10 protein-coding genes are annotated in these 12,436 nt (G+C 65.8%); 2 read left to right on the top strand and 8 right to left on the bottom strand.

The window, feature by feature from the left end; all coding sequences use genetic code 11:
- Positions 1–56: 56 nt before the first annotated feature.
- The 8 genes from LPA46_RS04415 to LPA46_RS04380 form a co-directional block, all read right to left on the bottom strand.
- Positions 57–1,766, bottom strand: a complete 1,710-nt coding sequence (locus LPA46_RS04415; RefSeq protein ID WP_230891553.1) for a cytochrome c oxidase subunit I — start codon at positions 1,764–1,766, stop codon at positions 57–59.
- A gap of 1 nt (position 1,767) precedes the next feature.
- Positions 1,768–2,745: a plastocyanin/azurin family copper-binding protein gene (locus LPA46_RS04410; protein ID WP_230891552.1), complete on the bottom strand. Its 978-nt coding sequence runs from the start codon at positions 2,743–2,745 to the stop codon at positions 1,768–1,770.
- A 4-nt stretch (positions 2,746–2,749) separates the two neighbouring features.
- On the bottom strand, positions 2,750–2,899 hold the full coding sequence (locus LPA46_RS04405) for a hypothetical protein (RefSeq protein ID WP_230891551.1): 150 nt from the start codon (positions 2,897–2,899) through the stop codon (positions 2,750–2,752).
- Between the two features lie 106 nt (positions 2,900–3,005).
- A complete protein-coding gene (locus tag LPA46_RS04400; RefSeq protein ID WP_230891550.1) occupies positions 3,006–3,422 on the bottom strand; it encodes an SRPBCC family protein in 417 nt (138 codons plus the stop codon).
- Positions 3,423–3,482: 60 nt separating this feature from the next.
- Positions 3,483–5,576, bottom strand: coding sequence for an assimilatory nitrate reductase NasA (nasA, locus tag LPA46_RS04395; protein WP_330166318.1), 2,094 nt, complete (start codon positions 5,574–5,576; stop codon positions 3,483–3,485).
- Between the two features lie 87 nt (positions 5,577–5,663).
- Positions 5,664–7,436, bottom strand: a complete 1,773-nt coding sequence (locus tag LPA46_RS04390) for a nitrite/sulfite reductase (protein WP_230891549.1) — start codon at positions 7,434–7,436, stop codon at positions 5,664–5,666.
- A gap of 176 nt (positions 7,437–7,612) precedes the next feature.
- On the bottom strand, positions 7,613–8,194 hold the full coding sequence (gene mobA / locus LPA46_RS04385; RefSeq protein ID WP_230891548.1) for a molybdenum cofactor guanylyltransferase: 582 nt from the start codon (positions 8,192–8,194) through the stop codon (positions 7,613–7,615).
- Positions 8,194–9,483: an MFS transporter gene (locus tag LPA46_RS04380; protein WP_230891547.1), complete on the bottom strand. Its 1,290-nt coding sequence runs from the start codon at positions 9,481–9,483 to the stop codon at positions 8,194–8,196. The genes mobA and LPA46_RS04380 overlap by 1 nt, the downstream gene beginning before the upstream one ends.
- Positions 9,484–11,001: 1,518 nt before the next feature.
- Between LPA46_RS04380 and LPA46_RS04375 the strand changes: the two genes are divergently transcribed.
- Positions 11,002–11,379 carry a DUF5805 domain-containing protein gene (locus tag LPA46_RS04375; RefSeq protein WP_230891546.1) on the top strand — a complete coding sequence of 126 codons (378 nt, stop codon included), beginning with the start codon at positions 11,002–11,004 and terminating at the stop codon, positions 11,377–11,379.
- A complete protein-coding gene (locus LPA46_RS04370; RefSeq protein WP_230891545.1) occupies positions 11,376–12,422 on the top strand; it encodes a tyrosine-type recombinase/integrase in 1,047 nt (348 codons plus the stop codon). Before LPA46_RS04375 ends, LPA46_RS04370 begins: the two co-directional genes overlap by 4 nt.
- Positions 12,423–12,436: the final 14 nt, after the last annotated feature.

Here is a 12,436-nt window from a genome sequence, read left to right as displayed (position 1 = left end):
AGTAGTGGTTGGCGGTCGCGGCCGGTGGGGGTTGTCCCGAATATATTTGCCTGCGGTCAGGGGCCGATTTCCCAGACCTGCGAGAGCAGGAACCAATTCAACGCGTACAGCACCACGAACACCGCGAAGAACACGAGCACGAGCACGAACGTCCCACGCATGCTCTGCTCGTGTGGCGGCGCGGCGTCCCCGCTGACCGGCGATATGGCACGGTCCTCGACAATTGGGGGTGTGAACGTGCCGCCAGCGAGGAGCGTGCCGACGGCGATGACGACGAACAGCGCGCCGCCGACGACGGAGAGAATGGCCGCGATGCCGAACACCACGAAGAACGGCTCCGACGGCGAGAAGTCGAACGCCGTCCCGGGAATGTCCATCACGGAGGGGTGGCGGCGTGGCACACCGAACAGCAGGCCGAGGTACATCATCATCAGGCAGACGACGGCCATCGCGCCGCCGTAGAAGAACGGCTGAATCGAGGCGATCCGGCTGGCGAACCAGTCGCGGCCGAAGACCAGCCGGAGCACGTAGTACGCCAGTCCCATGAACGCCAGCGTGGTGCCGGTGACGACGGTGGCGTGGAAGTGGCCGGGGACGGCGAGGTTGTTGTGCCAGCTCATGTTGAGTTGCATCTGCCCCATCATGACGCCGGTGATGCCGCCGAGGAAGCCGAAGAGGATGATGGAGAGAACCGTTGAGGAGAACCCGGGGTCCTTCCACGGTGCGGACCACAGCCAGCCGAACAGCCCGCCGCCCGCACCCTTCCGCCGGCGGCCGGCTTCCAGGCCAGCAGGGATGGCGAATGCGTGAATCATCGATGCGACGACCGCGCCGTAGGCGGCGTAGGAGGTGTTCCACATGCGCCACGACGAGGAGAGCGCGGGGTCGGACATCAGGTGGTGGGCGGCGCCGAGGTTGATGAAGAAGAGATAGAGCACGAAAGCGACGCGGGAAATCTTCTCGGAGGCGACTTCGGCGCCGCCGATGACGTGGGTCATGAAGTACCAGACCGTGATCATCGCCAGCAGGTTGATTTGCTGGCTGCCGTGGCCGATGGTCCAGAACATCTGGCGGTACCACGCCGCGTCGAGGTGTTCGAGGAACCCGATGCGCCAGAGGAACGCGGGCGTGAGTGCGGTGATGCCGCCGACGAGCGCCTCCAGCGCGATGACGCCCGTGATGAACGCGCCGAACGTGATGAGCGGTAGCGTTTTGCTGGGGTGTTCGCGCTTCTCGTGCCACAGTGTCACAAAGAACGGGACGGCGGCGACGAGCGCGCCCAAGAGGAAGAGCACGGCGCCCGCGAAGTACGGCGCTGGCGACGGTAGCGGGACGTACGACGTGTAGAATGGCGCCTGGTTCGGGAGGTCGTAGGTCGCGATGCTGAAGACGGCAAGCGCGCCGCCGGCCAGCATGATGCCGTAGCCCGCCCAACCGAGTCGTGGGAGGGAGAGTTTGCGGCCGAGGACGAACGGCCCGCCGACGTAGAGGATGGCGATTTCCATGAACACCATCCAGAATAGAATCATGAACCACGCGTGCAGGCTCGTGAACCGGTAGTACTGCCCGGGGTCGAGGAAGCCGATGGCCTCCCAGCGCGTCAGTGCGACCGTGAGCGCGAACGCGCCGCCAACCGCAAGTGAGACGATGGCGGTCACGCCGAACAGTTTCACGAGGTCTTCGGCCGACTTGTGGACCGTCAGGCCCGTAACGTCGCACTCCCGGAAGCCGTCCTCGTCGTAGTCGAACGTGCTCAAGCCGAACATCTCAGACCACCTCCACAACGCCCTTCATCCCCATGCCGACGTGGGGCTCGCAGTAGTACTCGTAGACGCCCTGCGCGTCGAACGTGAACGAGTGGCTGTACCCCTCATTCTCGAAGGCATCGACGCCCTCCCAGTCCGCGCCATCGGGCTGGGACTCCACGAGGACGTTGTGGTTGTCCGACACCCACTCGAAGGACACCGTCGTCCCCGACGACACCTGGACAGCGGTCGGCGCGAACGCGTACGGGCCGCCGTTGCCGTCCGCGCCGACCTCCACGGTCACCTCGCTCTGGTCGGTGGCGTCCGCCGGCTCGCCGTCGAACTCCGTCTCGCCGCCGCGCGCGTCGCTCGTGAACCAGCCGCCGTAGGCCGCATCGGAGGATTCGCTGCCGCCGCTGCCGGTCTCGACGGGTTCGTGGTCCTGCACGACGAACGTCCCGTGCATCGAGCGGTGGCCGACGCCGCAGAACTCGTTGCAGACGACGTGGTAGGTGCCCGTCTCGTCGAAGGACATCTCCACGACCCACTCGTAGCCCGGGAGAATCTGGAGGGAAATCTGCTTGCTGAGATTCCCCTCCGGGCGCACGCCGAAGCCGTGCTGGACGTCGTAGGAGCCGAGGTGGAAGTTGTACGTCTCGCCCGGCCGCAGGACGACCGGCAGGCCGTCCCACGCCCACTGGAGCGCGCCGACGTAAACGTCGTTGCCGTCCGGCACGAGCAACTCCTCGCCGTCTACTTCGAGCGTGCCCGCCGCCTCCTTGAACGACTGGACCTTCTGCCGGTAGCGCTCCGTGCTCACCTCGTAGGTCTGGCCGGTCTGGTTCTGCTCGCCGACCTGCGTCCAGCCGAGCATCCAGCCGAACATCGACACCGCCCACGCGCCCGAGATGCCCAGCCAGATTGACTCCCGGCGATTGACCGACTGGTTCCACCAGTGGCCCTCCGGCGACTCCAGCGGGGAGTGGTCGTCGTCGCTCATCGTGTCACCCCGCGGGAACCGTGAAAATGTCGATTACACCCCACAAGACGTACGAAACCACGAAGTAGAGGATGGCCGCGCCCGCCAGCAGCCACTCGCTGTCGAGCAGTTGTTGGGGCCACGGCGCGCTCCCGTCGTTCGCGTCACCCGACATAGTGGAGCGTCGTGACGCACCCTCGGAGGAAGTTGTCCCGAACGAGTTCGTCCGGATTCCCAGTAGTTGATAATGCGGCTTCCCCGTTCGGCGTCGGGAACGAAAGTTAGGCCTCTGCTTCCAGCCAGTCCAGTTGCGCGTTCAGTTCTTTGCGGCGCTGGCGCTGGATGACCGTCGCGTCGAGGACGTCGCCGACGAGCGGGACGTCGAGCGCGAACTCCGTGTGCGCCGTGACGTCGGACTCGTCGCCGCCCGCACGCGGTTCGACCGTGTACGTCGTCCACATCGCCTCGAAGATGCCCTCGCGTTGTTCGTGGGCGACGTCCGCGCCCTCGCGTTCGACGGCGACGAGTTCCAGTTCGATTTCCGCGAGACCCACTTGGTTGGCCACGCGAATCGTCTCCCCGTCGACTTCCACGTGGTCGAAGCCCGCGGACTCGACGAACGCTTCCACGTCCGCCATCGCGTCCCGGACGGATTCGGGTGGCGCTGCGACGCGCCGCGTCTCCGTGACTTCGTTCATAGAGTGGCGTTCGCGGCGCTGCCAAAAGCAGATTGCCCACGCTCCCAGCCCGCGGGAACGTCAGTCGTCGGCGGGCGCTTCCGCGTCGCCGAGCGTGCCAGCGGCCGCCTCGTCGGTGGCCGGCCGCACGCGCACCGCGCACTGCTTGAAGTTCGGCTCGTCCGAGCGCGGGTCGGTCTCGGGGAGCGTCAGCGCGTTCGTCTCCGGGTGGTGAATCGGCAGCCAGACGAGGCCCGTCGGCACGGCGTCGTCGACCTCCATGCGCACGGGGACGTTCGCGCGGCGGGACTCGACGACCGCGACGTCGGCGTCCGCCGCGATGTCGGCAGCCTCGACGGTCTCAGGGTTAATGCGTGCGAGCGGATTCGCTGGTGCGTCCTCGCCCCGGGAGCGCACGCCCGTGTTGTAACCGTCCGCCTCGCGAGCGGTCGTCAACGTCAGCGGGTACGTCTCGTTGGTCGGCTCGGGGAGTCCCTCGTGGCGTCCAGTCGAGAACCGAGCTTTCCCGGAGGGCGTCGGGAACGACCAGTCGCCGTCGTCGTAGTAGCGGTAGCCGCCCTCCGAGACGGCGTCCGGCGCGGGCCACCTGACTGCTTGCTGGTCGTCGAGGCGCGCGTAACTGATGCCCGAGAGGTCCGCCAACGTGCCCGCCGTCAGCGCCGCGAGTTCGTCGAAAACATCCCGGGGGTCGGGGTCGCCGAGGAGTCCGGGCACGAGCAGCTCGCCGATGGTCGTGATGATGTCGAGGTCAGTGCGCACGTCCGGCACGAGGTCCGACGCGGGCCGGATGCGGGAGACGCGGCGCTCCATGTTCACCGCCGTCCCCGAGGACTCGCCCCACGTCGCCGCCGGCAACACGATGTCCGCGAGTTCCGTCGTCTCCGTGTGGAAGGCGTCCTGCGCGACGAGGAACGCGTCTTCGAGGTGCTCGCGCGCCGCAGAGGCGTCCGGCAGGCCCGCAGCGGGGTTCGTCGCAACCGTCCAGACCGCCTCCACGGGGCCGTCGTCGATGGCGTTCACGAGGCCGACCGGCCCCGGCCCGGGGTCGTCGGGGAGCCGTTCGACCGGGACGTTCCACGCCTCTGCGACGACGTGGCGCTCGTCCGGGTCCGTGAACGACCGCATCCCCGGCCACGACCCCTTCGAAGAGCACACGCGCGTGCCCATCGAGTTCGCCTGCCCGGTCAGCGAGAACGGGCCCGTACCCGGGCCGAGGTTCCCGGTCGCGAGACAGAGGTCCACGAGCGCGCCCGCCGTCTCCGTCCCCTGCGTGCTCTGGTTGACGCCCATCCCCCAGTAGACGAGCGTCTGCTCCTGGAAGGCGTCCGCGAGTTTGTCTACCGTCTCTATATCGACGTCGGCGGTCGCCGCTGCGTCCTTCGGGTTCGGGAGGTCACCGCGTAACTCCTCGAAGCCCGTCGTCGCCTCCTCGACGAACTCCTCGTCGACGTCGCCGCGCTCGACGACGCGAGCAAGCACGGCCCGCGCGAGCGCGAGGTCCGTCCCCGGTTCGAGCGCGACGTGTTCGTCGGCCCCCTGGGCGGTCTTCGTGCCGACCGGGTCCACGACCACGAGTTCGCTGTCGTCTTCGGTCGCGCTCCCGGAGATCCAGCGGAACATCACCGGGTGGGCGACCGCCGGGTTCGCGCCCCAGACGACGTGCGTCTTCGCGTCCTCGATGTCGTCGTACGTGCACGGCGGCGCGTCGCTGCCGAACGCGTCGTAGTAGGCGGTCACCGCGCTCGCCATGCAGAGTGTCGTGTTGGCGTCGTAGTAGCGCGTGCCGAACCCGCCGCGTGCGAGTTTGCCGAGCGCGTACGCCGCCTCGTTGGTCTGCTGGCCGCTCCCGAGCACGGCGACGCTGTCGTGGTCGCGGTCGAGGGCGTTCCCGAACTCGTTGGCGATGCGCGAGAGCGCCACGTCCCACGTCGTCGGCTGGAGGTCGCCGTCCATCCGGACGAGCGGGCGCGTCAGCCACGTTCCCTCGGGGTCTTTCGTCTCCTCGACGCCGCGCGAGCACGCCAGCCCGCGGTTGACGGGGTGAGTCACGTCGCCGCGCACGGTCCCGATGCCGTAGCCGGCGTCCACGCGGTCGGTGAGGTGGCCGCAGCCGACCGCACACCGCATGCACGTGGTCTGGACCGGCTCACTCACGCGTCGTCCACCTCGGCGGAGCGGTCGGCGTTCGCCGGGAACAGTTCGGGCGCGACGTCCATCGGTGCCGTCGACACCGTCGCGTCGTCAGTCATCGCTCTCGGTGGCCAGCGGCGTGCCGTCGGCGGCGGTCGGTGCCGGGCTGTCCCCCTCCGCGAACGGGTACCACGACTGCTTGGCGTCGTAGAGGCAGGGGTCGGTGTACCCTTCGACCTCCTCGGGTTCCGCGAGTTCGACGATGGTCTCGTGGCCGGTCGCCTCCACCCACTCGCGGAACGTCTGGCCGTCCTCGCGGAGCGCGGCGTACGCCCGCACGAGGTTCGCGATCATCCCCGGGAGTTCGTCGGCGGGCACGCGCTGGCGGACCCAGTCGATGAATGTCGGCTCCTCGCCGACGCCGCCGCCGACGCCGACGTCGACGGCTTCGACCATCTCGCCGTCCTTGCGCGCGCGCATCCCCTGGAGGCCGATGTCCGCGGTCATCGCCTGCCCGCAGTCGGCGGTGCAGCCCGAGAAGTGCATCTTGATGCGGTCGACGTCGTCGGGGACCTCGACGTTGTCCCCGAGCCAGCGCAGCAGCCGCGCCATCCGCGCCTTCGTCTCCGTGAGCGCGAGCGAACAGAACTCCGTGCCAGTACAGGCCATCGCGCCCTGCTCGAAGGGGTTGGGCTCGGGCTGGTGTTTGTCCAGCAGCGGCTCTGCGAGCAGGTCGTCGAGGTCCTCGTCCGCGACGTCCGTGATGATGGGGTTCTGCCGGCGCGTCAGCCGGACTTCCCCGCTGCCGTACTCGTCGGCGAGGGCCGCGAGTTCGATTGCTTCGTCGGCACGCAGCCGCCCGAGGGCGACGCTGATGCCGACGTAGTTCTGCCCGTCTTTCTGATCGTAGACGCCGACGTGGTCGTGCGCGCCGCGCTCGGACGGCTTGCCGGCGTTGTACGTGTACTCTCCGCGGAAGTCCGTGCCCGCGGATTCGAGGTCGAAGTCCAGGCGCTCGTCGAGCGCGTCGCGAATCTCGTCGGTGCCCCACTCGTCGACGAAGAAGCGCCCGCGGTTCTTCGAGCGGTTCTCGCGGTTGCCCTCCTCGTGGTACAGTTCGACGAACGCGCGCACGGTGTCGTAGGCCTGGTCGCGCGTGACGAAGATGTCGAGTGGGCGTGCCGCGCGGGGCTCACGGCCACCGAGCCCGCCGCCGGCGCGGACGTTGAAGCCCTTGACTTCCTCCCTCTCGACGAATTTGTGCGCGGGTTCGAGGCCGATGTCGTTGAGCGCGTCCTGCGCGCAGCCCTCCCGGCAGCCCGTCACCGAGATGTTGAACTTCCGGGGCATGTTCGCGAGGTCGTCGTCCCCGCGGATGCCGTCCTGAATCTCGTCCAGGAGTTCGCGGCTCTCGACGTACTCGTCGGCCTTCCCGGCGACCGGACAGCCGGAGATGTTGCGCATCGTGTCCCCGCCCGCCGAGCGCGAGGAGACACCCACAGATTCGAGTTTCTCCCAGATTTCGGGGATGTCTTCGAGTTTGAGCCAGTGCAGTTGGATGGACTGGCGGGTCGTGAGGTCGATCCACCCGTTCCCGAATTCGGGGTTCTCGGCGGGCCCCTGCGCGTAGTCGCGGGCGACCTCGCCGATGGCCCGGAGTTGGTCGGGTTCGAGGACGCCACCGCAGTTGGTCAGCCGCATCATGAAGTAGCTCTCCTGGCCGCCGCGCTGGTGGAACACCCCCCAGAACTTGAACCGGGAGAACCACTCGTCGTGTTCCTCCTCGGGAATCGCCTCCCAGCCGCGCTCGGCGAACTCCTCGAGCTGTGATCTGACTTCGTCACCGTACTGCTCGGCCTTCCACTCTTCTTTCTTGTGTGGCATTGTGGTTTGTGTTTGGGCTCGTTTTCCGGATATATCCGGACGACCGTCGCGTCTAATACAGTTAGATGGGTCTCTAGTCTAGATAATAAAGGTCAGCGTTGAAAAAGTCGAATTACGGTACGCGTATACAGACGAACGTCAGAATCTAAAGGACCTTATACAGATATATTTGCCACCTACCCGACGAGTATGCCACGTACGACCACTAAATCGTCTTTTGTATTGACGTTCGTGAACGAATCTGCCGAGGCGACGTCGACGACCACTGGGTCGAGGCGCGCGAGCGCATCGGCCAGCCGACGCGACCCGTTCGCGAGCGTCCGGTCGCACGCGAACCGTGCCGCGTGGCGGCCGTAGACGGCGTGTAACGGCTGTAGGTGGCCGTCTGCGCGCGGGACCGCAGCGGTGTCCACCTGCTCGAAGAGCCGCTCGAATAACTCGGGGTCGGCCAGCGGCATGTCGCAGGCGACGACAGCGACCGCGTCGCCACGTGCAACTCGGAGTCCGGTCCGCATTCCCGCGACGGGGCCCTCGTCGGGAATCGGGTCGACTGCTAAACGATAGTCGAGCCCATCGAGGGCCTCTGTAATCGCCACGCGCTGGTCGTCCCGGCAATTCACGACGAGCTCGTCGGTGACACTGTCGACTCGCTCGGCGACGCGGCGCACCATCGGTTGTTCGTCGACGGCGGCGACGGACTTGTCCGCCTCGCCGAAGCGCGTCGAGTGGCCGCCCGCGAGCACGAGCCCCGTCCGCATCAGTCGTCACCCGGCGCTTCGACCGCCGACGGCGTCGAGTCGCCGAAGCCGGCCTCGTTGGCGACGCTCGCGATTCTCGGCTGGAACACCCACGCAGTCAGCACGAGGATGGGAATCATCGACGCCGCGACCACCGAGTAGCCCGTGTGGAGGCTCGGCATGAACTGCGCGGAGTACACCAGCGGGTAGACGATGCCCCCGATGGTGCCGACGCCGCCGACGACACCCGCGACCGCCCCCGAACTGTTCGGGAACATCGCGGGCACCTGCGCGAAGATGGCGCCCTCCGCGAACGCACAGCCCATCCCGACGAGGAACCCCGCGCCGACCGCGAGCAGCACCTCGCCCGACATTCCGGCGAGCGTCATTCCGAACATCGCGACGACGACGAACGACATCGCCGTGAACGTCCACTGCTCCCGGTAGTGGCCCGTGAAGATTGGGAGGATGTTGCGCTCGGCGCGCGCCAGCCGGTCGCTGACGTAGCCACCGATGGGGCGCAGCAGGCCCGCTGCGACGGAGAACGTCGCCGCGAACGTGCTCGCGAGCACGAGGTTGTTTGTGTCGAATCCCTCGCGGTAGTAGGTCGCGAGCCAGCCGTTCATCGACAGTTCGAGGCCGAACGTCATCACGTACGCGAGCGCGAGGACGAGCGTCCCGTACCGCGTGGCGGTGTGCACCCAGCCCGCGAAACTCGCGCTGTCCTTGGTCGCCTGGCGTTTCTCCTTGCTCTTGGCGGCCTCCCCGAGCGTGAAGTACGCCACCCCGAGCAGAATCGAGACGATGCCCGTGTAGAAGAACGCCGCCCGCCAGTTCGTCGAGAACAGCGGGCCGTTCCAGTTCGTCCCGAACACGCGCGGGAGGATGAGCGCGCCACCCGCAGCGCCGGCGTTCCCGACGCCCGCGTAGATGCCCTCGGCGAGCCCGAGGTTCTCCTCCTCGAACCACTCGGCGACGTGCTGGATACCGACGACGAACGTGATGCCCGCGGTCGCGACGATGAGGCGCTCGACGAAGAACACCTCGTAGGACTGCGCGAACGCCGACGCGATGGAGAACACCGACGGCGCGCCGAATTTGTCCGAGAGCCAGCCGGTCAGCGCGCGCCCGAACGGCGCCAGCCAGATGTTCGCGCTCGCGAGCAGGCCGATTTCCGCCAGCGACAGCCCGAACTCGCTGGCCATCGGCTCCGTGAACGGCGCGAACGAGAACCAGATGAGAAACGAGAAGTTGAACCCGATGGTCGCGAGCAACAGCGTCCGGTACTTGGTCATCCGTATCAGCGCCATGCTACCCCCGCAGTTCCATCCGAACGTCCAACAAATTCGATTTCGCTAAACCGGTCGTCCACTGATTTCACGCTATCCTGGATGTGAGGCCACATCGATACGCGAAAATCGAGCACTACCAACTACATTAACCTACGCGTTGACGTTTAGGCGATAATATCGTCTGCGGGCTAGTGTTCGGCCAGTATTAGGATGTATACAACCACATTAAGGATTTTGAACGGGCAGTTGTCGGCGGGAAAAGAGTACGAATGCCGAATAAGTTCGGCGCCCGTGGTTCGGGAACGGACGCGTTTTGGCGAACCGCTGCGTGGTCGCTGCGTGGACGTATCGAGCGCTGATTCGCGAGAACGACTGCGTTAGCGCTCGTACCAACTGGGTTCGGTGGCGTCTACGGGTTGCCGCTGCAGTCGCAATTAATATAGCGAAATAGAATTTATTCGTTCGCCGTGCGAGGGAACGAGAAACCAGCGCGTCGACGAGCGTGCTATCACGTAGCACGATAATCGCCGCTGAATAGACGTGAGGGCGCGTTCGGTCGTCGAAGACGTCACCGTAGCCAGTCATTTCGATAACCTCCGCTAACTCCAGGCTCAGCCGACGAAAGAAGGAGTTCCGGGTGGGCGCGCGTCCGTGCGAACTGGCCTGACGTTCGAGCAGTCGAAGGTATCACACGGCGATTCGAGGTCCCGGATTCCTCCTGCGTAGCTTCAGACCGTGCTTCGGTCTTCAAGGCGCTCGACGAATCTCGTAGGTCTCCGTCTTCGAGCCGCCGTGACGGCGGCTTTTCCATATCGCCAGTGAAATCGTTCCCCCTTACGGTCCCCCATCTCGTGAATCGGGCGACAGAGAAGCATCGAGGTCGCTGCTGGCGTGATGGAGGCTCGTCGTCGCTACTCGATGGGTTGCGCTTCACTCGTCGATGGTACCTTAGCGCGTCGAAAGCGGGATGGCGCGCACTCGTCGCAGGCTACCATCCAGAACGATTCACTCCTCGACCGAGGTTTCGAACGGCTGCACGAGGTTGGTGTAATTCTCGATGTGGGGAACCGAGCTCGTACAGACAGCTATAATCGCAGCAAACCCACGTCCTCGGAATGGTGCTATTCCGTCCTGAGCTAGATCGGATTCGTGACGGGATTCGTTCGGGCGGGTGGAACGGTCGTTCGAGAACGAGTTCCGACAGAGCGAACCGAGTGATTGTGAGCGAGTTCTTCAATCAGCACCGGCTGTATCGAGGCTGTTCGGTTCGACGACACGAGGGAAAACGACACTACTGCGAGCGGATTCGAATCGGTTGCTCGTGAGTGGTTAGAGAACCGATACGACGCTGGATTCTATATCACGGAAAAGGGCACTATCCAACAAAAGTACATATCGTTCTAACTAGTTCTTTGAGTCTACTAATCATTCAAAGTAGTACTGTATTTACCCTCGTTAGAGTGCTGTTTCAGACGATAAAGACCCTTATCAGTGTGTGGAGGAACACTGAAGTTACCAGGCGAAGATGCAGGGAGTATGGCTGGTGACGACCGCGCGGTCGTGAAGACGTACGTGCCGACCGAGCAGAAATCGGCGTGGAGCGAGCACGCCGACGAGCTCGACATGTCCCAGAGCGAGTACCTGCGGACGATGGTGCAAGCCGGGCGAAGAGGGTTTCTGGACGACCACGAGGAAGATGGTTCTGGGGACGCTACCCCTGGGGGGAGCGACCTCGAAGACCGGGTCCTCGAATCGGTGTCTGCGGCGGACGTCGTGTCGTGGGACCAACTCGTCTCGGAGCTCTCGGGTGACTTCGAGGACCGCCTCGACGAAGCGGTGCAGTCGCTGGTCGAGCGCGGGGAGATTCGCCACGACCCGCGGCAGGGCGGCTACGTCCGTCAGGAGGACCGATGAGCGAGCGCGCCGTCGACGCCGGGCGCGGCCACGACGCCGAAGACCCGATCGAGTACTTCCTCGAAGACATGGCCTACCACGGAAAATCCGAGCGTACGCGTGAGGCGTACGGGCGCGTCCTCCGGGAGTTCAAGGCGTTCCTCGCGGAGACGGGCACCGAGCCCGCGGAGGCCGACCGCCGGGACTGCCTCGCGTGGGTGCACGAACTCCGCGGCGACCACGCCGACAGCACAGTCGCGACGTACGCCTCGTATCTCAACCGATTCTACGGCTACATGACCCAGGTCGGAGAGTTCGACGGCAACCCGATGACGCTGGTCACTCAGGAAATGGACGAGGCCATCGACACGGACCCGACTCGCCGCGAGGTCTCGATGCCCCAGATGCGGTCGTTCGTCGACGGAATCACCCACCCGCTGGAGCGGGCAGTCGTCCTCACACTGCTGAAAACCGGGCTGCGCGTCGGCGAACTCTGCAATCTCGATATTCGTGACCTCGCACTGGACGCGCCGGCGGTCGAGTCCGCTTACGACCTCGGAACGCGCGCACAGCTGGACGGGCGGCCAGACACGCTGTTCGTCGACCCGGACGTGAGCCGTGGCGAAATGGCGAACGGCGAGGAACGCACCGCGTCGAACAAGCGCAAGCGCGCAACGCTCGTACCCGTTGATGGGGAGCTGAAGGCCGCATTTGTGCGCTGGCTGGCGATTCGCCCGGACACGCCGTCCTCAGCAGAGCCGCTGTTTGCGAGCACACGAGACGCGTGGGGCGAGCGGCTCACCCCGGAGATGGTGCGGTCGTTCGTCCGCGAACACGCCGAAGAAGCGGGCTGGTACCGTAGTGGCGCCGACGCCGCCGAGAACGTCACGCCCCACTACTTCCGGCACTTCTTCACGACGCACCTCCGGGACCGCACCGGCGACCGCGGCGTCGTGAAGTACCTCCGGGGCGACGTCGCCGACGACATCATCGACACGTACACCCACAACTGGGGGGACAGAGTCCGCGAGGTCTACCTCGCGAACGTGTACTCGCTGACGTGACGTTCGAACGCCAG

It is taken from the genome of Halobacterium sp. KA-6 (genome assembly GCF_021029015.1).
Taxonomy (GTDB): Archaea; Halobacteriota; Halobacteria; order Halobacteriales; family Halobacteriaceae; genus Halobacterium.
Note: the sequence above shows the minus strand (reverse complement) of the source record. Positions and strands in the feature narration are given on the sequence as shown.

Coding starts and splice junctions, on each gene's coding strand:
- LPA46_RS04415 (WP_230891553.1), bottom strand. CDS start 1,766: ATGTTCGGCTTGAGCACGTTCGACTACGACGAGGACGGCTTCCGGGAG.
- LPA46_RS04410 (WP_230891552.1), bottom strand. CDS start 2,745: ATGAGCGACGACGACCACTCCCCGCTGGAGTCGCCGGAGGGCCACTGG.
- LPA46_RS04405 (WP_230891551.1), bottom strand. CDS start 2,899: ATGTCGGGTGACGCGAACGACGGGAGCGCGCCGTGGCCCCAACAACTG.
- LPA46_RS04400 (WP_230891550.1), bottom strand. CDS start 3,422: ATGAACGAAGTCACGGAGACGCGGCGCGTCGCAGCGCCACCCGAATCC.
- LPA46_RS04390 (WP_230891549.1), bottom strand. CDS start 7,436: ATGCCACACAAGAAAGAAGAGTGGAAGGCCGAGCAGTACGGTGACGAA.
- mobA (WP_230891548.1), bottom strand. CDS start 8,194: ATGCGGACGGGGCTCGTGCTCGCGGGCGGCCACTCGACGCGCTTCGGC.
- LPA46_RS04380 (WP_230891547.1), bottom strand. CDS start 9,483: ATGGCGCTGATACGGATGACCAAGTACCGGACGCTGTTGCTCGCGACC.
- LPA46_RS04375 (WP_230891546.1), top strand. CDS start 11,002: ATGGCTGGTGACGACCGCGCGGTCGTGAAGACGTACGTGCCGACCGAG.
- LPA46_RS04370 (WP_230891545.1), top strand. CDS start 11,376: ATGAGCGAGCGCGCCGTCGACGCCGGGCGCGGCCACGACGCCGAAGAC.